Here is a 20,219-nt window from a genome sequence, read left to right as displayed (position 1 = left end):
ATGCCTGAACATCAGGCTGTGCTTAACAAAGTGTAAGAGTACAACCTTAATGTGTGAAGGCGTATGCCTGAACATCAGGCTGTGCTTAACAAAGTGTTAGAGTACAACCTTAATGTGTGAAGGCTATGCCTGAACATCAGGCTGTGCTTAGCGAAGCGGTGAAGTATAAGCCTAGTTTTCTAACGGTTCTAAGATAAATGTTGGGGTAATAAAAGATTGTAACCAATAATAAGATTTCAAAACGAAAATGATAAAACTCGATAAAAGACCAAAAAGGCGCACGAAACAAAGGTGGAACGAACAAAAGGGCGTTGCGCCTGCATAAAAGAATCAGCGGACTTATAAAAGAGGCATCGTAACGAATGATTGGCTTTGTAGAAAGCGTGTGTATTCTACCGGAGGGGTTGTTTGCACCAAATAAAGTAAAAACAAGTTTTCAAATGGTTATTTTTATCATACGAACAAGAAGTGGCAAAATATAATGATTCATAGATCGTTCCAGGAGCAGAAATGAACATTCTAAGGTATGAGTGCTCACATCCTATAAATTAAAGTGTCTCATTCGGAGAGCCACCAGAAAGACGATACTCTAAAAATGAAGCGGGTGGAGAATGTGCAATGTCAACTTGTCTGTTCGAAATGTTCCAAGGTGTTGCCTTTAAACACGTTAAGAGGACAATGTGATTGTGGCGGGGTACTGCTTGCAGAATATGATTTTGAGCGTATTGGTCAGGCGTTCACGAAAGAAAGCCTCAAGCAACGCCCAACCACTCTATGGCGGTATTTCGATGTATTGCCAGTAGAGGATAAAAAATCGGTTATCTCACTTGGAGAAGGCTGGACACCTTTAATACGTTTGGCGGCTCTGGAAAAGCGATGGCCTCTTCAAGAACTCTGGATCAAAAGAGAGGAACAAAACCCTACTGGAAGTTTCAAGGCACGTGGTTTTTCTGTTGCGGTCTCTCTTTTAAATGAACATGGAATCCATAAAGTGGCGGTACCCTCTAACGGCAATGCTTCAGCTGCCTTAGCAGCCTATGCTGGACGTGCTCATATGGAGGCTTATGTCTTTGTCCCGAAGGATTGCCCAAGTCCCATTATTAAAGAATGTCTTCATTATGGGGCAACGGTATATAAGGTGGATGGGCTTATCCATGACGCGGGATCAATTATTCAAGAGGGACAAAAGGAGCAAGGATGGTTCAACGTTGGAACATTAAAAGAACCAGGAAGAGTTGAAGGCAAAAAAACGATGGGCTATGAGGTTGTTGAACAATTAGGCTTTGAATTCCCTGATGTTATTGTGTATCCCACTGGGGCCGGGTCAGGTGTTATTGGGATGTGGAAGGCCTTTCATGAAATGAAACAATTAGGGTGGATTGATGGGGACCTTCCACGCTTTGTTTCTGTTCAGGAAGAAAATTGTGAGCCGCTTGTAACGGCAATAGAGCAAAAGAAGGATTCTGTCACCTTTGAGGGCAATGAGGCGATCACTTCAGCGCCAACCGGGATGAGGGTGCCCCAACCTGCGGCTGGCAATCTCCTCTTATCGATTTTAAAAGAAACAAATGGAACAGCGATAGCCGTAAGTAAAAATGAAATTAAAACAGCACAAAGAGAATTGGGCTGTCAAGGAATATCCTCGTCACCTGAAGGGGCAGCAACTTTTGCGGCACTTCAACATCTTTTTGACAGGAGAGAGATAAAACCGACTGATCGTGTTGTCTTATTCAATACCTCTCATGCTATGAAATATATGGAAAGCTTGGCTCATACTGTTCCACAGATTAGAAATTATCGTGAGGTTTATGCCACACTTTCATAAGACTAACTTTGGTTATAGTAATATTTTTATCCCCTGGTTAATGTTTAGCGTTTCTAGACGAACCAGGGGCTTTTAATGACTAGTAAGAAAACAAAGGCAGACGAAGGAGGAGTTGCTGCGGAAAAATATGTCTTATTGGAGGAAGCCAAGCTTTTCTTAAAGAATAAGAAAGTATAAGCCTTCGAAGCAATAAAGAGATCGCTAGAAAAATTTGTCTTCTCTGATTAGGACTTGGCCGAAGCCAAATTTTTCTTAACTCCGTTGCTTCTCTTGCTTCTCCAAATAATTTCTCATGTTAAGCATATATTGAGGTGCGTCCATAGGATCTTGAACAATCATTTCAATCAGACAGAGCTTATTTTGAGATTCCGTCTCCACGCGTGTCAAAGCGGCATCCAGTTCTCCATTGTTTTGGACAGTCGTTGAAAAGGCCTCGCCTCCAAAGACTTCCATAAGTTTGGCATACGACCAGTTGGGGACTTGGTTGTAATTTTGGTTTTCAGTTTTGACATTCAAGTATTTTTCAATAGTGTATCCATGGTTATTGAGAACAAAGATAATCGGTCGCAAGCCATGAATAAGCATTGAACTAATTTCCTGTACCGTAAGCTGTAGAGCACCGTCGCCTGTAAATAATAGAACGCGCCGATTCGGTGCAGCGATACAAGCGCCGTAGGTGGATGGAGTGGCATAACCAATGGATTGCCAGCCTCCCTGAGCAATAAAGGTTGCGCTTTGAGGAAGCTTTACCTGGGTCATGCCGTAGTAAAAGGTGCCTGTTTCAGCAATAACAATATCCCCTGTCTTTAAGAACTGCTGAAGACGTGGATAATAGGAGGCAGCAGTAAGAGCCTGCTCAGGTTCACCGATGACTTGATCATAAGGAAAAGCGCCTTTTATGACAGTCCCTTGCTCTTGATAGCCAATGGATTGCAAGGCTTGCAGCATATCTTCTGCCAGCACTTGAGGATACTCGGCTGCTCCGATTTTAACTTTATTAGGTTGAATCTGTATAAGCTGTGATGGGTTCAACTTTGCTGTAAAGTTGGCTGTATTGCTATCGGCCCAAACTAAGCCGACAGCGATGATACAATCAGCATTCTCGACAGTTGTCCGGACGGTCTGTCGTCCAAAAGCGCCGCCATAGACCCCGATAAATTGAGGATGACTTTCGTCAAAGCCTCCTTTTCCATAGAGGGTAGAAGCCACGGGGATGTTCATAGCCTCTGCGAGTTGAATAACGGGTTGTTCTAAAGTAAATCGTATGGTTTTGACATCGACTAATAATACAGTCTTTTGAGCTTGTTTTAACAGTTGTTTGGCGTGATCTAATGCCGCTTGTAACGTGGTTTGATTTGTCTTGGTGCTTGGCAACGTTATTTGTTGTTGGGGGAGGACGATAGGTTTTGTGACGAGATCAATGGCAACCATCAAATAGACTGGCTTCCTTTTTTCTTTAGCAATATGAAGGGCCTTAGAAATCTCAAATACCGCATTTTCAGGAGTGAGGACAGCGGTATACGCAGATAGGGGTTCATAAACCTTGCGAAAGACATCATAATTCCCATCCATCAAAGTATGATGCATGAGTTTATGTTCTTGTTGAGCCATGGAAGGTGGGGTTCCGACAATATGGACAATGGGGACGTTTTCGCTGTTGGCACCTGCTACGGCGTTACAGGCACTCATTTCTCCGACACCAAACGTTGTAATCAGTGCCGATAACCCTTTCAATCGGGCATAAGCGTCAGCAGCATAGCCAGCGTTTAACTCATTACGCCCATTGACAAACCAAATGTTTTCAAACTTTTCAATGGTATCAAGTAATGAAAAATTATAATCTCCAGGGACACCGAAGATTTCTGTTACCCCTTCCTGACTGAGGCGATCCAATAAATAGTGTCCAAGTGTAACCTGCGACATTATCTTTGTTTCCATCTGGTTAGCCTGCATCGTTTCCACCTCTTTGACCATTGTCATCTCTCCTTAGTGCTTAGACTTCTTTGTGTATACATTCCCCATTTTTGCTAGAGATATGCCTTTTGATAGGAGCGAGAGGACCTTATTATTTTATCCTTATTTTGACTGCATACTTTTTCAGAAATTAGCTTACCTTATAAAAAGTTACTAGAGATGGTTTTATATTATTTTTAGAGTCATTTTATTGGAGGTAAATGGAATGGGGAAAAATGTAACCCAAAAATTAATTAGTGATCATTTGATGGCCGGTGAAATGATCCCCGGCACAGAAATTGGACTGAAAATTGATCAAACCCTCTGCCAAGACGCCACGGGTACGATGGTCATGCTTGAGCTTGAAGCCATGAAACTCGATCGCGCCAAAACAGAGGCGTCGGCACAATATGTTGATCACAATGTTATTCAAGAGGATAGTAAAAATCCTGACGATCACTTATTTTTACAAAGTGCAGCTAGACGATTTGGATTGTACTTTAGCAGACCAGGGAATGGGGTCAGTCATCCGGTTCATATGCAGCGATTAGCTAAACCAGGGAAAACGCTCTTGGGTTCCGATAGTCATACATGTGCTAATGGGTGTATGGGGATGCTCGCCATGGGGGCCGGGGGAATCGATGTCGCCATGGCCATTGCTGGGGAGCCCTTTTATGTTAAAATGCCGCAAGTATGGGGCATTAAATTAACAGGGGAATTGCCAGATTGGGTCAGTGCCAAAGACGTCATTTTAGAACTCCTTCGTCGTTATGATGTTAAAGGGGGCGTTGGAAAAGTAATCGAGTATTATGGTCCAGGACTTAAAAATTTAAGTGCAATGGATCGCCATGTTATTGCCAATATGGGGGCTGAGCTGGGGGCAACGGGCACGGTCTTTCCATCAGATGAAGAAATTAAACGTTTTCTAAAGACACAGGATAGAGAAGAAGATTGGATTGAACTCGTTGCAGATGAAGATGCAGAATATGACATACACGAGGAAATCAATCTTTCTGATCTCGAACCGCTCATCGCCAAACCGTCTAGCCCCGGGAATGTTGTTCCGGTTAAAGACTTGCAGGGAGAATCGATCTACCAATCCTATGTTGGTTCCTCAGCTAACCCTGGTTTTCGTGATTTTGCCATAGCTGCAGAGATTGTAAAAGGAAGAAGGATAGCACCAGGCATTTCCTTTGATATCAATCCAACATCAAGACAAATGCTGACAGACCTTGTTAAAGAAGGACATATTGCAAGCTTCCTAACGGCAGGAGCACGTCTCCATCAAGCAGGATGTAATGGATGTATCGGGATGGGCCAGGCGCCAGCAACTGGACGAAATAGTCTTCGTACAACACCACGGAATTTTCCAGGTCGTTCAGGGACGAGAGAGGATAGTGTCTTTCTTTGCAGTCCAGAAACCGCGGCTGCCTCTGCTTTAAAGGGTGAAATTATTGATCCTAGAAGCTTGGATTTTGATTACCCAAAGGTGAAGGATCCAAAGCATCCCACCATTGATGTTAATTTATTGGAAGCCCCCCTTCCTTTAGAGGAAGCTCGTAAAGTTAAACTGGAGAAGGGGCCGAATATTGCTTCCATTCCAGATATGGATGCTCTTCCTGATACATTGGAAATCCCAATTTTATTAAAGATGAAGGATAATATCTCTACCGATGAGATTCTTGCAGGAGGTGCTCGCGTCCTCCCGTACAGAAGTAATTTACCGGAAATAAGCAAATTTGCTTTTGAAATTATTGATGACACCTATTATGATCGGGCAATGGCCATTCGTGATCAGGGAGGACATGCTGTTGTCGGTGGCTTTAACTATGGACAAGGCTCCAGTCGAGAGCATGCGGCTTTAGCGCCTCGATATCTCGGTTTACGTGTTGCCCTTGTGAAGGATTTTGCGCGGATTCATTGGCAAAACCTTGTGAACTTCGGAGTCCTCCCATTGACCTTTGACGATGAGTCAGATTATGACAAGCTTGAGCAAGGCGATATTCTCCAACTGAAGGATATAAGAAATCAAGTTAAAAACGGCAATGACATCATCATCAAGGTAAAGGATAAAGGGACTGAAATCAAAGCCCATTTTGCGTTATCAGAGCGCCAAAAAGACATTATGTTAAAAGGTGGCTTGATTAACTGGGTGAAAGAAGCTTAGATAGCGATAAAATTTGTGGCTTTAGAAAGGGGGATTCAATGATGACGCCAAGAGAGCAAGTATGTAAAGCCTGTGATGGCACAGGCTTGCAAGCCGATGACGAAAATTGGCAGTATAAGTGTCCGGTTTGTGGCGGTGACGGTATTTTAGATTTGGAAGGAAATTATGAAACCGCTCGAACCGTGGCTGTAGACGAGAATAATCGTGTTTTAGATTAATCTGAACACTAGTAAGGCCGCATCTCATTCCATTGAGGTGCGGCTTTTTGGTTTATAAGCTGAACGCTTATAGTATTGATCGCCACTTCAGGTCGCTCGCTTTCCTCGGGTTCCCAAGTGGATCTTCGGACACGTGCTGTTCCCAAAGGAGCCAGAGCGCCTTCCGTTCCGATCAACTGGGTTGCTGCCGGTGCCTTTTGGGATTAAAATCTTATTCTGTGTTTTAATAAGGACCAGGCATGCTTTTTACCTGGTTTCTCAGGTCTTTTAATTTTGGAAAAAAAGGAAAAGTCGCTACAATAAACAGTAGACCTTGATAGGGCTTTTATATTACCATATTCATAGACTTCATTTGCATTGACTTACAACGAAGAGAAGGGGAAGATGATTTGGCTAGTTTTAATCAACAATTTTTATATTCTGTACTCATTATTGCACTAGGATACGCACTTAAGCGGTTTAATATTCTGAAAGCGAAGGATGGGGAAGGGTTATCGAGAATTGTATTTAATTTAACCCTCCCCGCTTTAATTGTTGTGACCTTTAGCGATTTTGTCATTGATCCTTCGTTGCTTTTACTCATTGCTAGTTGCTTTTTATTCGGATTATTAGTAGCTGCTATTGGGCTCTTTGTTTTTAGGAATGAGCCTAGAAAGATTAAAGGCATGGTCTGCATGATGGTCCCTGGATTCAATATCGGTTTGTTTGCCTACCCACTTGTGGAGGGCATTTGGGGAGAAAAGGGAATAAAGTACTTTGGGATGTTCGATGTCGGGAATTCCTTTCTTGTTTTTGGGCTCATTTATTTAATTGGGAGTTATTATTCTTCGGATGATGTAAAGCTTACGGCTAAAGACATATCATTTAAGATGCTTAAATCAATTCCTTTTATGACTTATATTGTTGTATTTATATTAAGCATTATCGGCATTCATTTGCCTGCTTTTATTGTTGATACCTCGAAGATCATCTCTGTTGCGAACATGCCGATGTCCTTGCTTTTGCTTGGTCTTTATTTGAATTTTAGATTTGATAAAAGTTATAACAAACTATTATATAAGTTTTTAGGAATTAGGTACTTGATTGGACTAGGCTTAGGCATTCTCCTATTTTTTATCCTTCCCTTCGATAATATGTTCAAATACACTTTGCTTATGGGACTCATATTACCTACTTCTGTAGCCGTGCTTCCTTATTCAGTAGAATTTGATTACAATCAAAAGTTTGTAGGGATCGCTTCGAATGTTACAATTCTCCTAAGCTTCTTTTTATTATGGGGAATGACAAATATTATTATGTAAATGTCTTAGACTTTAAGGTTCCTTGTTACGCTCATGTAAGAAGGTCCTTTTTTTACACCAGAATGTATAACTTTTTAGAAGCCCTTAAAAGGACAGTTTTGGCTTCCGCCGTTAATGGTTTGGCGAAGCTATGTTTTTTCACTGTGGCTTCAAGATTCTTTTTTTATCTATGTTTACGCTTTCATCAATTTATTGTAAAATCGGTATAATTAAACGATGACCAAAAAATAAAAAAGTCTTAGAGGCGTTATAAGTAAAGAGAGAATCAATGCGCATTTCTATCTCCTGAAAAGAGGCTGTTTTTAGATGAAAATTAGTCAACTGGAAACTTATATTGTTCCCCCGCGTTGGTTATTTGTGAAGATTGAAACCGATGAGAGGATTACAGGCTGGGGAGAACCCATTGTTGAAGGACGGGCAGCAACAGTAGAAGCAGCAGTCCAAGAATTAAAAACCTATTTATTGGGGAAAGATCCTTTGCGAATTGAGGATTTATGGAATGTGATGTATCGCAGTGGGTTTTACCGTGGAGGGCCTGTATTAATGAGTGCTATTAGCGGGATTGACCAGGCTTTATGGGACATTAAGGGTAAGTATTACCAGGCGCCCATTCATGATTTAATGGGAGGCGCTTGTCGCGAGGCTATTCGCGTCTACTCATGGATTGGCGGGGACCGTCCGAGTGATGTGGGTGATGCTGCTCGAGAGGTTGTAGAAAGAGGATTTACTGCAATTAAAATGAATGCAACCGAAGAGCTTCAGTACATCGATACACATGAAAAAGTGGATCAAGTGTTAGAAAGAGTGGCAGCTATACGAGAGGCTGTTGGTCATTATATTGGGATTGGTATTGATTTTCATGGTCGTGTGCACAAGCCCATGGCAAAAATCTTAGTAAAAGAGTTAGAGCCATTCCGGCCGATGTTTATAGAAGAACCTGTTCTGCCTGAAAATAATGAGGCCTTGCGAGAAATTGCTCGTTTGACGACGACACCGATTGCAACGGGTGAACGAATGTTTTCGCGCTGGGATTTTAAAAAGGTTTTAGCAGAGGGTTACGTGGATATTATTCAGCCTGACCTTTCTCATGCTGGTGGGATTACAGAATGTAAAAAGATTGCTTCAATGGCAGAAGCTTATGATATTGCGTTGGCGCCGCATTGTCCACTGGGTCCTATAGCACTAGCAGCCTGTTTGCAGGTTGATGCCACTAGTCACAATGCTTTTATTCAAGAACAAAGTCTTGGGATTCATTATAATCAAGGAAATGACCTTCTCGATTATGTTGTTGATCCATCTGTCTTTGCCTATAATGAAGGATTTGTGGCGATGCCAACAGCTCCGGGACTTGGCATTGAAATTAATGAAGCTTATGTAAGAGAAATGGCACAAATGGGCCATGATTGGAAGAATCCCGTTTGGAGACATCCAGATGGTAGTGTAGCTGAGTGGTAACACATAGGTTGTCAAACTTCTTGAGATTAATAGGTGATGATTAATCTTCGAAAAAAGGAGGAAATGGAGGTTTAAAGTATAGCATGAGGGGGTATAAACTGAAAGTGTGGCTTATAACCCCCATTTTTAGGAAAACTGACACTCTGGGGTAGGTATTAAGTCTTATACTGAATATTAAAAATAATAGATTCGTCCGATATTCAGTAAGAGAGAATGCATGGTAATCTAAAAATAGATTCCGAAAACCTAAATTCACCTTAAGGGGCGTGAGTAGGATGGACATTATAAAAGAAGATTTAAAGAAACAATTTGAAGAAAAACTAAGAAGAGAACTCACAGATAAGGAATTAGATTTTGTTTCCTGGATAGCGAGAAGGAAATTAGAGGTTGATGTCAATGAGCCGTGTTACTCTGTAAAATGAGATAAATAATAGACAAAAACCCTTCATCAAAGAAGGGGAGTGGGGGGTGTGAAGGATCAAGTTAAAATGAAGGTTATATATCTAGAAAGTCATCATCTGATTGTCCCTGTTGACGACTTAGTGTGTTAAAAAGTTTAACAGGCAGGTGTTCTTTGAGCTCCTCAAAGGTATGATAGACGTCTAATGTATAACGGTTGGGCTGTATCCACAAGGCTTCCTCGTCCGATTCTCTCTCTAGGTTATATTTTTCCGCTAACTTTCTCTCTGTCTCTAAGCGCATTAATTCATGAATGGATCGATGGATCTCTTTAGTATAAAGAGCATAGTTTTGCTTTACTGTTTTATAAACAATGTAGACATGAGCTGTTTCTCTATCATCATCGATCGTTTGGCTTCGACCTAATTCACGACCAAGAAACCGCTTATAAGAATAGGTACCATCTTCTCCTAATTTAATTGTTATTTCTTGAAATCCCTCTTGTTTGGCCTCTGATGTTTTAATAAATTGTTTAAGTGCTGCTGCAATTGTTGCGGACAAGTTGCTGCCTGCGCGTTTTTGTGCCTCTTCAAAGACTTCAAGATCACCTTCAGCGACATAAATTGTTTTGTTTGGCATTGACTTCCCCTCCGTCCACGCGTTCTGCTTTAATTGTAACGAATTTATGATAAGAAGACTAGTCAAGGCTACTCTTATGACGCTGGATTAGGGATCCGTGCGCATCTCCTCCTCTGAATGATGGACAACCGTGTGACGAAAAGTTTTGATAAAAGTGGCCATGACGGATGAAAAAATGTTAAGACCACCGATAAGTGAAAATACCATTAGAGGACCGAAAAGGTTAGTGAGCCATCCACCAACAGCTAATCCTATCGGAACGGCACTCATGAAAAAAATACCGAAGCTAGCCATGATCCTCCCACGCATCGCATCAGGGGCGAGAAGTTGAAGTGTCGTAATGAGTGGTACATTAAGTAAACTATTTGCGGCCATAGACAAACCAAAAAGGACCACAGCCAGAATGAGAGAAGGAAAAAGGGCCATGCAAAGCAACGAGATTCCGGAAATGAAAAATGAGAGTGCCATCCATTGACCTAAGTTTAAAACACGTGCATATTTTCCAGAGAAGAGTGCTCCTATCAAGGTACCAACCGCTGCAGCTACTTCTAAATCACCATAACCTATTGCCCCCGCATGCAAAATAGCCTCTGAATAAATGGGAGTGAAAAATTGTAAGGGCGCCCCTAACATATTAATAACGGCACCAAAGAGGATAAGTAACCGCAACTTTTTTTGTTTCCAAATAAAATGTAATCCTGCGCTAGAATCCTTTAAAAACCCGATAAACCCCTTTTGCCCTTTAATGGACCGATCAGGGACCTTAATAAACAGAAAACTGATCGCACTGATAAAAAAGGTGATCGCGTCCACTAAAATAGCATTTGGTGAGCCAAAGAAGGCCACGAGAATACCGCCTAAACCATATCCGCATAAGGTCACCCCATTTTTGGCAGCTGAGAGCAATCCATTAGCCCTCGAAAGTTGACGCTCTTTATGAGTGAGGATATTGGGCAATGTCGCTTGCTCAGCCGTTGAAAACATAATTCCCCCAATTGTTAGAAGAAAGTTTCCTATGTAGACCTCAAGAGCATTGACCTGGTGGATAGCCATAAGACAAAACATAATAATCACAATAAGACCACGAAAAAGCTCCGTGCCGATAAGGACCCCTTTTTTAGGCAGCCGATCAGTCAAAGTGCCGAGGGGCATGGATAGAAATAAGAAGACGAGAGCAGGAATCAGTGGTATAGTCGCAACCCCTAATGCAGAATGCGTCGTTGTGAATACGTACCACATGGTGGCCATTGTAAACAAAATATCTCCAAATTCTGAGACCATCCGACCGCTTAAGTAAATAAAGAAGGCGGGTAATTTAATGAGTTGCCAATAACTTGTTGAGGTATGATGTTGTTGTTTCATAGACATTCCCCCTATAAGTATATTATAAGTATAATTATACGTATATTGTCAATAGGCGTTTGAAAATAAGGGGAGAACGGAGGGAGAAAAATGAAATATGTCATGATGGGATGTATTTTACTTGCAGTGCTCATGGGGTGTCGTGCAGATCATACGGAGAAGGAGGGCACTAGATTAACTGTCCCAGTCACAAACGTGATTGATGGCGATACATTTAAAGTAGAGATAAACGGCAAGGAAGAAACGATTAGAGTCTTGCTGATTGATACACCTGAGACCCATCATCCAAAGCTGGGCGTTCAACCTTATGGACAAGCTGCGGCCGCATTTACAAAAAAATCTCTTAATGGAAAAAAGGTGACGTTAGAGCTTGCGGTTAATGGAGAAAGAGATGCTTATGGTAGAAGACTTGCCTATGTTTTTGTGGATGGGAAATCATTAGAGGAGCAACTTCTCAGACGGGGACTAGCACGGCTGGCTTATGTATATGAACCGAATACGAACCACCTCCAGGCATATAAAAAGGCAGAGGATTACGCTCGAAAAAGAAAACTCAATATTTGGAGTACCAAAGGATATGCTGAATCTGATGGCTTTCACCCTGAAGTGATTCAAGGCTACAACAGTTCTCCTGGAAAAGAAAATAGAGGATTCGATCCTGATGATAAGGGGAATTGTCAGGGGAAAATAAAAGGAAACATCACTCATTCCGGAGACAAAATCTATCATCTTTCTAGTGATCCCTACTATTTTGATACGGTGGCAGAACGCTGTTTTAATAGTAAGAAAGAAGCAAGAATAGCAGGTTTTAGAGCGGTGAAGTAAAGCCCCAAAGAAATAATGATCAGAGATGAATTAAAGCAAAGATTTGTATGTTGAGCAATTCGAAAAGGTTGGGGTAGGATAAAAGTTTGAGAGGAATGCAAAGAGGGTGGGGAATCCCCCCAAATGGCAAAAGAGATTTAAGCACTTCCGGCAGTCTGATCCCTATCTCTATCAATGCGTTGGTCCAAAAGCCGAATCCGAGCAAGGGCGCTGTTGTCATCAATCGTTTTATAATGATGATGCCCTGAAGGTTCTTCATCAGCTTCATCGGCAAGGGCAACAACTTTTTGCAGCGGACTAAGATGGAGCTGACCTTCTGGCAAGTAAGAATCTGTATGAAGTAAGATAGCTAGGGCGATTTGCTTAGCATTTCGAGGATCCTCGCCAATCCGAATTAATAACTTATGGGCGCGGTTAGCTCCCTTAATAGCATGAATATCATTTTCTTTATACAGTTCAAAGTCCCATTCGCCATTTCTGTACCATTTGTAGTGTCCAATGTCATGTAAAAGAGCGGCTTTAGTGGCTAAATCGGGATCAACATTCGCTTCCTTAGCAAAGGTATAGGCATATTCAGCGACTTTCACGGCATGTGCAATACCAGAACGTCGTAGATATCTTTGAGTGATAGGATGGTTAAAGACCATTTCTAATGATACTTTTCTCATACCAATAACCTCCTTAACAATAAATGTTCAATAAAGTGAAACTTCAAACAGTGGGGGTTTTTTCCTCTCATTGTGAGTTGCACCAGGATAAAATATATTGCTGAAAAATATAACACGTGAAGCGTTTCCAGTGCAAGCCCGAAATTTTATCGCTCTATATAGAGAGAATCATTAGCCACTAAAAACCCCCTGTGCGATTTAGCGCAGGAGGTTATTTTCACGTAATTCAGCTTTGACTTCATTATAAGCCTGATCGAGATTTCGGAGGCGTACGAGCAAATCAATACTCTTTTGCCGTGTTTCATACAGGCTAGAGGAGACAATCGACCGGTAATAACTGTTGAGAGAGTGAATAGGCTTTACGGCATCTATGTTTTTATTCATGTGTGTCTTTAAAGCTTCTTTAAAATAATCAACGCTGAAGATCTCTGTATTCATATTCTTGCACCTCGCGATTTATAAAATAAATGGATCATGAGACTGTCCACCATTCACTTCTGTAAAGAGGTGACTTATCGATTGAAGTAATTGATAACAGGTCTCAAGACTGTCTGATGGTTTTAAATAGACGATATGTAAAGCATTTCGTGTATCAGCGGTTGTCATGGTTCGCTTAGAATCGACGATAGGACTGCCAAAGGCTCCAGCACGATCGGCGGAAACGAGCTTTTGAGCCATCTTCATCTCACGTCCGTTTAAGGCGTCATAATCGTCATCTTGCCCACCTAAACGAATTGAAAGGGGGGCACTAAGCTTGTCGCAATCATATATCCCTAAAGGAATTTGGTAACGAGCAGACAGATAATTATTCACGTCAGCTGCTGAATGAATCAAAGGAAAAGATTGTCCCTTATAAAGGCGTCTTAAAAGGGCTTCATGAGAAGGCCGGTAACGCGAGGGATCAGTTCCTAATCGTTTGAAGAGTTGTCGCCATTCTTTTACTCCTTCAAGCTCACCGACAGATTTTTCCTCAAATGACAGCATTAATTCTTTTTCTAATGCATGCATTTGTTCTTTAAAGAATTGCGGTGAATCACTAACCGCGATATCATGATAAGTAATAATACCGATTTTAAAATCAGGGATAGAGTGCTTGAGTGTTTCGGAGATGATCGTTTTCATGAAGAATGCCTCCTACAACAAACGTTATTCATTCACAAAGCATTATTATCATATCATATTCCTGCAAGAAGGCTAAGTAATTGAGGGATTTATTATGGACATGCATGCGTTAAAAGAAGAGATTATAAAATACAGTCAAGCGATCGGTATTGACAAAATTGGGTTTACGACGGCTGCTCCCTTTACAGATTTAAAGGCCCGTCTATATCAACAGCGTACCTTAGGCTATCAATCCGGTTTTGAAGAGAAGGATATTGAATTGAGAACAGAACCCACCCAGATCATGCCTGAGGCTCAATCGATTATCGCTATCGCTTTGGCTTATCCTACAAAAATGCCTCACCGTCCGGAGAATACGAAAGGAAAAAGGCGAGGGAATTTTGCTCGTGCTTCATGGGGACAAGATTACCATGATGTTTTAAGAGAGCGAATGAAAAAGCTTGAAGCTTATATTTTAAACAGGGTTCCCGATGCTATTGTTCAATCGATGGTAGACACAGGAGCACTTTCTGATCGTGCTGTAGCCGAACGTGCGGGGGTTGGCCGCGTAGGGAAGCATACCAACCTTATCACGAAGGAGTTTGGATCTTATGTTTATTTAGGTGAACTTTTGACAAGCCTACGGTTTCCTTCAGACACCCCTATCGAAGATTTGTGTGGCGAATGTAATCTATGTGTGGATAAATGCCCAAGTGGGGCCCTAGTCCAAGGCGGGCAGCTTAATGCACAAAAGTGTATCGCTTTTTTAACCCAAAAGAAAGATTTTATTCCTGAACCCTACAGGAAGGCTATAGGTAACCGCGTGTACGGTTGTGATACATGCCAACAGGTTTGTCCTTACAATAGAGGAGTGGATTTTCACCACCATCTTGAAATGGAACCAGATCCTGAAAAGGTAAAACCAGAGCTTAAAATGCTCCTAGGTCTGTCTAACCGGGAGTTTAAAGAACGCTTTGGATCCATGTCAGGTTCTTGGCGTGGAAAAAAGCCTATTCAACGCAATGCGATTATTGCGCTTGGAAATTATAAAGATGCAACAGCTGTTACCCTATTGATTGATTGCCTTTTAAGGGATCCTCGCCCTGTGATTAGGGGGACAGCAGCATGGTCCCTCGGCAAAATTGCCAAGGCAGACTCTGAAGTCCTTCAAAAAGTGCTGGATGTCTTTCAACAAGCTATGATTTCGGAAACAGACGACCAAGTTTTAAAAGAAATAGAACATTCGAAAAAAGAATTAATAAATTAAAAGTAATAGGGCAGTCAAGTGATTTTATATACTCTACCTTAAAATAGGATCTCCTACGTTTGCTTTACATCCTTTAGCGTTAGTAAGCAATGAATAGACTTTAATAAGGGAGAGGTTAAAGTGGAAAAGCAACCACTTATTTATGTTGGGGAAACCGAAAGTCCCATTGGCGCTCTCACCGTCGCCTGTATTGGAAAAGGCGTCTGCTACGTTGCTTTTGGATCTATTCAAGAAACGGAAATTCAAATTAAAGCGTGGGCCAATAAGCATATGTTGCATAACGAACTCATAAGCGATAGTGAGCATACTGCTCTGCCTATCCAACAATTGCAGGAATATTTTGCAGGGGAAAGAAGACAATTTACTGTTCCATTATGCTTAAAGGGAACCCCGTTTCAAAAGAAGGTTTGGACGGCCCTACAAGATATTGAGTATGGTAAGACGCAGTCTTATAAGCAACTAGCAGAATCAATAGGTCGTCCGAAAGCAGTAAGAGCAGTCGGGAGAGCAAATAATCAAAATCCACTCGCGATTTTTATCCCCTGTCATAGGGTTGTTGGTTCTAACGGTGCTTTAGTAGGGTATGGTGGAGGATTATCTAAAAAAGAGTATTTATTAAATCTCGAAAGAAAACATGCAGCGGCTGAATAATGCAAGATTTTATTCAAAAGGGGCTCACAGTCCCCCGCTTGGATTTTAAAAGAACCCGCTCCTCCTTCTTGGTGATCCTGGAAGGAATCAGCGGCTTTTTTTGTGAGTCCGCATCTTCTTTATAAGAAATATAGGCTGACGAGGGAAGCAAGCGCTTCGTAGAACTATTTATCTTCCTTCATAAAGCCTTGGTGGGAGCTAAGTTTTTCTCATATGGGTGCCTATCTGCCTCATTTCGTCATATAGATGATAAAAACAGGGGTGGAAGGTGATACAAGATGACTTGGATTGAACAGTTAAAGGCGCACTTGCAAAAGACAAGTGACCTTTGGGTCGATAAAAATCGAGAGTTTTACCAAGTCTGTCCCGATTCAGAGAGCCGTGCGATACGCAGGAAGAAGGAGTCTTTGAAGGAGCGACAGACACAAATTATTAAGGCAAATGTTATAGGGAATGTTCTCGGAACAACCTCCTATGGTGAGAGAAGAACAGTTGAATATAGTTGTTATTTAAGCCTTTTGCACAAACAAAAAGGGGAGCATTTTTATGTGGAAGAAACACTAAAAAGAAAAAAGGCGACATTTAATGATGGCCAATTAATTCAGGATGAAACATTGGAGTGGGAAGGTTCACAAGAAAAGACTAAGGGGCTTTCTGACCAGAGACTGAGCCTGTCAAGTGATGAGCTACGATTATCGGAGAGGAGTAAGGCTTATCAATATGATCGCTTACAGGTCGTTAAATACGCCGATCGATGGTGGAATACTTACAATCCAGAATTTAAGGCCTTTGACGTTGATTGTACCAATTATATTTCTCAATGTGTTCATGCAGGCGGGGTCCCAATGACCGGGAAGTATAACAAACATTCGGGCTGGTGGTTTGAGCAAGAGGCTTGGAGCTTGAGTTGGGCAGTCGCCCATTCTTTTCGCTGGTACCTATCGAGTGATCAGAATATACATGGTGCGATAACAGTAGATAAGCCTGAAGACCTGCAGCCGGGTGATGTTATCTGTTATGATTTTGAAGGAGATGGTCATTGGGATCATTCGACGGTAGTGACTGAAAAAGATGCGAATAATATGCCACTTGTGAATGCTCATACTACCAACTCGCGTCATCGGTACTGGGCTTATGAGGATTCAAGTGCCTGGACGCCTAATATACAATATAAGTTTTTCCATATAACTGATTAATCCCGGTGTAGGCATCCGTTCGTTCTACCATAAACACTTTGTTTTGCAGAGAATCATTGATGATATAATATTTTTTGGAGAGTCATTATAGTACTTTAATAAATCAAACACGACATAACAATTAAACGAGGTGTAAGACGATGGGACTTAATGTTGTCCTTTACCAACCAGAGATACCTGCCAACACTGGGAATATTGCAAGAACGTGTGCCGCAATCAATGCCACCCTTCATCTGATTCGACCATTAGGCTTTTCGACTGATGATAAAAGACTTAAAAGAGCTGGTTTAGATTACTGGCAATATGTTAGCGTAAAATATTATGATAGCTTGGATGAATGTTTTGAACAAAATGTTGGAGGAGAATTTTTTTATTTAACCAAATTTGGAGAGCATTCTTACACGGACTTTGATTATAGTGACCGGAATAAGGAGTACTTTTTTGTCTGTGGCCGGGAAACGACGGGATTACCGGATGAGCTTAAGAGAGCTAATCGCGAGCGTTGTCTGAGAATTCCTATGGGTGAACATGATCATGTGCAATCCTTGAACCTTTCGAATGCTGTGGCGATCATGGTTTATGAAGCCCTGAAACACCAAGGGTATCCGCAGCTTTCCTAAAATGTAGTCGCACTGGTCTAGCGCCCTACTCGTATCCAGTGGGCTTCACAGTCAGCTTTCTCGGAACAACTCGGGGGTCTATTCGGAAAGTGGTGCTATCCCCGATCCCAAAGACTCTGGTAGAGACACCCGTGAGTCAGCGGCGCTGAGGAATACACTTTCCTAAAGCGTTCGGAATCTCGCGACTTGCGCTTCAATCCATTGGCTACTGACAGTGTTTTTGTGTTTAAAACTTTTTCCAACTGCATAGGCTTGCATAAAAACGGTACCCCAGTCAGTGGGATACCGTTTTTATTACTTGGGCCGAATTAACTTTTATCCGCTTCAGGTTTATCATTGTATCCAGCTGTGAAAATGGCGACAATGAAGGAAATTACGACGGCCAATACTAAAAATAAATGCACTGTCCATACCCCTTTCCTAGCCTTTCTCTCGTCCTATTATACCTAAATTAGGCTATAATGTATACGCTTTGATTTTACTCTTTTGGGCTTGGCGTTTCTTTTGAAGATAAGAATTCGAGGATTTAGGATAATAGAAGCCCCTTCCTGCATAGGATGTATTAGATTGCTTTTTCTGGAGGGGTCTTAATGGATTTCTTAGACAAGGTCAAAAGACAACAAGAACAAGAATCGAGTCTTAAATGGGAAGGCACATTTCGTGATTATTTAGCATTACTTAAAGAAAAGCCATGGGTAGCCCAATCGGCACACAGCCGACTGTATAATATGATTTGCTCAGAGGGCGTCACTGAAGAAAATGGGAAGAAGTATTTTAAGTTTTTTGAGAAAGATATTTTTGGTTCACAAGAAACCATTCAACGCTTAGTGGAGGAATATTTTCATCCTGCTGCCAAAGGCTTAGATGTTAAGAAAAGAATCTTACTGCTCATGGGTCCTGTAAGTGGAGGAAAGTCAACCTTAGTCACTAAACTCAAACGAGGGTTGGAACAATTTACCCGAACCGATGCGGGCGCTGTTTATGCCATTAAAGGGTGTCCGATGCATGAAGATCCCCTTCATTTGATTCCAGAGCATCTTCGCCAAGATTTTTATAATGAATATGGGATCGTTATTGAAGGGAAGCTCTCGCCGCTAAATACATTGCGGCTGAAGGAAGAGTATGATGGCGATATCGAAAAGGTGCGAGTTGAACGTGTCTTTTTCTCTGAGAAAGATCGTATAGGGATTGGTACTTTTAGCCCTTCTGATCCAAAATCTCAAGATATTTCAGAACTCACGGGGAGTATCGACTTCTCCACCATTTCAACTTATGGTTCTGAGTCTGATCCCCGAGCCTATCGATTTGATGGTGAATTGAATATTGCCAACCGTGGATTGATGGAGTTTCAAGAAATGCTTAAATCCGATGAAAAATTTCTTTGGCATTTGCTTTCATTGACGCAAGAAGGTAATTTTAAAATTGGTCGCTATTCGTTAATCAGTGCGGATGAAATGATTATTGCTCATACCAATGAATCTGAATTTAGAGCCTTTATTGAGAATGATAAAAACGAAGCCCTGCGCTCGAGAATGCTTGTCGTCCCAGTTCCTTATACATTAAGCGCTAGGGAAGAAGAACGGATTTATGAAAAAATGCTCCGTGAAAGCAGGCTATCTGGCATTGATCTTGCGCCTCATTCTTTGGAAATTGCCGCTATCTTCTCGGTGATTACCCGCCTTAAACCCTCGAAAATTCGACAAATTGATTTATTAAATAAACTTAAGCTTTATAATGGTGAAAAAGTGGATGGCTTTACTCATGAAGATGTCATTGAACTGAAGAATGAACATCGCGATGAAGGGATGTCTGGCGTTGACCCGCGATTCATTATGAATCGTATTTCCTTGGCGGTGACTAAAAATGAAAGCGGCCCAGTGTCTGCTCTTGATATTCTTCGATCTATTAAAGAGGGTCTCCTTGACCATCCATCGATTAAGCTTGAGGAAAAAGAGCATTACAAAAACTTAATTATGATTGTCCGCGAGGAATATGACGAGATTGTGAAAAACGAAGTCCAGATGGCTGCCATCGAATCCTTTGAGGAGTCAGCCCAGTCTTTACTCAATCTTTACCTCGATAACGTCGAGGCTTATTGCCAAAATGGGGGTGACGTCGATCCGCTTACGAGTACGGCGAAAGAACCTGATGAAAAGCTTATGCGGTCTATAGAAGAACATCTAGGGATCTCTGGGAATGCAAAAAAAGATTTTCGGGAAGAAATTTTAATTCGGGTTTCAGCTTTTGCTCGTAAAGGGAAGGTCTTTGATTATAAGTCTCATGATGGCCTTTATCATGCGATTCAAAAGAAACTATTTGCTGATTTTAAAGACTTGATTAAAGTGACCACTGCCATGAGTCCCACGAACTTGGAAACCAAGGAGCGACTGAAAGAAGTCGAGGGACGTCTTGTCCAAAGGTATGGTTACAGTAAGCGGTCGGCGGAACAACTTTTACATTATGTCAGTGGCTTGCTTCAACACTAATTTTTTTATTGTTTTATTTACAGCATGATCAGGAGACAATGAAATAAGACTATTTTAGTCGTGCCAGCCTTGAGCAAATAACTATA

At 41.5% G+C, this 20,219-nt stretch carries 18 protein-coding genes; 12 read left to right on the top strand and 6 right to left on the bottom strand.

Features of this window, described 5'->3' with window-relative positions; genetic code table 11:
• Positions 1-613 precede the first annotated feature (613 nt).
• On the top strand, positions 614-1,825 hold the full coding sequence (locus IEV91_RS13715) for a threonine synthase (protein ID WP_229745603.1): 1,212 nt from the start codon (positions 614-616) through the stop codon (positions 1,823-1,825).
• A 252-nt stretch (positions 1,826-2,077) separates the two neighbouring features.
• Here IEV91_RS13715 and IEV91_RS13710 read toward each other — a convergent pair whose 3' ends face one another.
• Entirely contained in the window at positions 2,078-3,799 is a 1,722-nt protein-coding gene (locus IEV91_RS13710) for an alpha-keto acid decarboxylase family protein (protein ID WP_229745602.1), read from the bottom strand.
• 205 nt (positions 3,800-4,004) lie between these two features.
• Here IEV91_RS13710 and IEV91_RS13705 point away from each other — a divergent pair, with 205 nt between their 5' ends.
• From IEV91_RS13705 to IEV91_RS13685, 5 genes are all read left to right on the top strand, one after another.
• Positions 4,005-5,945, top strand: a complete 1,941-nt coding sequence (locus IEV91_RS13705; protein WP_188497986.1) for an aconitate hydratase — start codon at positions 4,005-4,007, stop codon at positions 5,943-5,945.
• Between the two features lie 38 nt (positions 5,946-5,983).
• Positions 5,984-6,163 carry a hypothetical protein gene (locus tag IEV91_RS13700; RefSeq protein WP_188498028.1) on the top strand — a complete coding sequence of 60 codons (180 nt, stop codon included), beginning with the start codon at positions 5,984-5,986 and terminating at the stop codon, positions 6,161-6,163.
• A gap of 389 nt (positions 6,164-6,552) precedes the next feature.
• Positions 6,553-7,464 (top strand): AEC family transporter, encoded by a 912-nt coding sequence (locus tag IEV91_RS13695; RefSeq protein WP_188497985.1) that lies wholly within the window; start codon positions 6,553-6,555, stop codon positions 7,462-7,464.
• A gap of 306 nt (positions 7,465-7,770) precedes the next feature.
• A complete protein-coding gene (dgoD, locus tag IEV91_RS13690) occupies positions 7,771-8,919 on the top strand; it encodes a galactonate dehydratase (protein WP_188497984.1) in 1,149 nt (382 codons plus the stop codon).
• A gap of 275 nt (positions 8,920-9,194) precedes the next feature.
• Positions 9,195-9,341, top strand: a complete 147-nt coding sequence (locus IEV91_RS13685; RefSeq protein ID WP_188497983.1) for a hypothetical protein — start codon at positions 9,195-9,197, stop codon at positions 9,339-9,341.
• Between the two features lie 73 nt (positions 9,342-9,414).
• Here the strand turns inward: IEV91_RS13685 and IEV91_RS13680 are convergent, their stop codons facing one another.
• Positions 9,415-9,957 carry an EXLDI protein gene (locus IEV91_RS13680; RefSeq protein WP_188497982.1) on the bottom strand — a complete coding sequence of 181 codons (543 nt, stop codon included), beginning with the start codon at positions 9,955-9,957 and terminating at the stop codon, positions 9,415-9,417.
• A gap of 87 nt (positions 9,958-10,044) precedes the next feature.
• Entirely contained in the window at positions 10,045-11,319 is a 1,275-nt protein-coding gene (locus IEV91_RS13675) for an MFS transporter (protein WP_188497981.1), read from the bottom strand.
• 90 nt (positions 11,320-11,409) lie between these two features.
• On the opposite strand from IEV91_RS13675, the gene IEV91_RS13670 reads away from it, so the two are divergent.
• Positions 11,410-12,144: a thermonuclease family protein gene (locus IEV91_RS13670; RefSeq protein WP_188497980.1), complete on the top strand. Its 735-nt coding sequence runs from the start codon at positions 11,410-11,412 to the stop codon at positions 12,142-12,144.
• Positions 12,145-12,281: 137 nt separating this feature from the next.
• On the opposite strand, the gene IEV91_RS13665 is transcribed toward IEV91_RS13670, so the two are convergent.
• From IEV91_RS13665 to IEV91_RS13655, 3 genes are all read right to left on the bottom strand, one after another.
• On the bottom strand, positions 12,282-12,812 hold the full coding sequence (locus IEV91_RS13665; RefSeq protein WP_188497979.1) for an HD domain-containing protein: 531 nt from the start codon (positions 12,810-12,812) through the stop codon (positions 12,282-12,284).
• 198 nt (positions 12,813-13,010) lie between these two features.
• On the bottom strand, positions 13,011-13,250 hold the full coding sequence (gene yvfG, locus IEV91_RS13660) for a protein YvfG (protein ID WP_188497978.1): 240 nt from the start codon (positions 13,248-13,250) through the stop codon (positions 13,011-13,013).
• 18 nt (positions 13,251-13,268) lie between these two features.
• The gene (locus IEV91_RS13655; RefSeq protein WP_188497977.1) at positions 13,269-13,934 is read right to left on the bottom strand and encodes a B3/B4 domain-containing protein; all 666 of its coding nucleotides are present in this window, start codon (positions 13,932-13,934) and stop codon (positions 13,269-13,271) included.
• 94 nt (positions 13,935-14,028) lie between these two features.
• Here IEV91_RS13655 and queG point away from each other — a divergent pair, with 94 nt between their 5' ends.
• The 5 genes from queG (at position 14,029) to IEV91_RS13630 (ending at position 20,133) form a co-directional block, all read left to right on the top strand.
• A complete protein-coding gene (gene queG / locus IEV91_RS13650; RefSeq protein ID WP_188497976.1) occupies positions 14,029-15,180 on the top strand; it encodes a tRNA epoxyqueuosine(34) reductase QueG in 1,152 nt (383 codons plus the stop codon).
• 120 nt (positions 15,181-15,300) lie between these two features.
• Positions 15,301-15,831 carry a methylated-DNA--[protein]-cysteine S-methyltransferase gene (locus IEV91_RS13645; protein WP_188497975.1) on the top strand — a complete coding sequence of 177 codons (531 nt, stop codon included), beginning with the start codon at positions 15,301-15,303 and terminating at the stop codon, positions 15,829-15,831.
• A 278-nt stretch (positions 15,832-16,109) separates the two neighbouring features.
• On the top strand, positions 16,110-17,027 hold the full coding sequence (locus IEV91_RS13640) for an amidase domain-containing protein (protein WP_188497974.1): 918 nt from the start codon (positions 16,110-16,112) through the stop codon (positions 17,025-17,027).
• 140 nt (positions 17,028-17,167) lie between these two features.
• Complete coding sequence (trmL, locus tag IEV91_RS13635) at positions 17,168-17,647, top strand: tRNA (uridine(34)/cytosine(34)/5-carboxymethylaminomethyluridine(34)-2'-O)-methyltransferase TrmL (protein ID WP_188497973.1); 480 nt, start codon at positions 17,168-17,170, stop codon at positions 17,645-17,647.
• Between the two features lie 590 nt (positions 17,648-18,237).
• Positions 18,238-20,133: a PrkA family serine protein kinase gene (locus tag IEV91_RS13630; RefSeq protein WP_188497972.1), complete on the top strand. Its 1,896-nt coding sequence runs from the start codon at positions 18,238-18,240 to the stop codon at positions 20,131-20,133.
• The last annotated feature ends 86 nt before the right edge of the window (positions 20,134-20,219 follow it).

This window comes from Pullulanibacillus pueri, from assembly GCF_014639255.1.
Lineage (GTDB): Bacteria > Bacillota > Bacilli > Bacillales > Sporolactobacillaceae > Pullulanibacillus > Pullulanibacillus pueri.
This window is presented reverse-complemented; position numbering and strand designations above follow the sequence as displayed.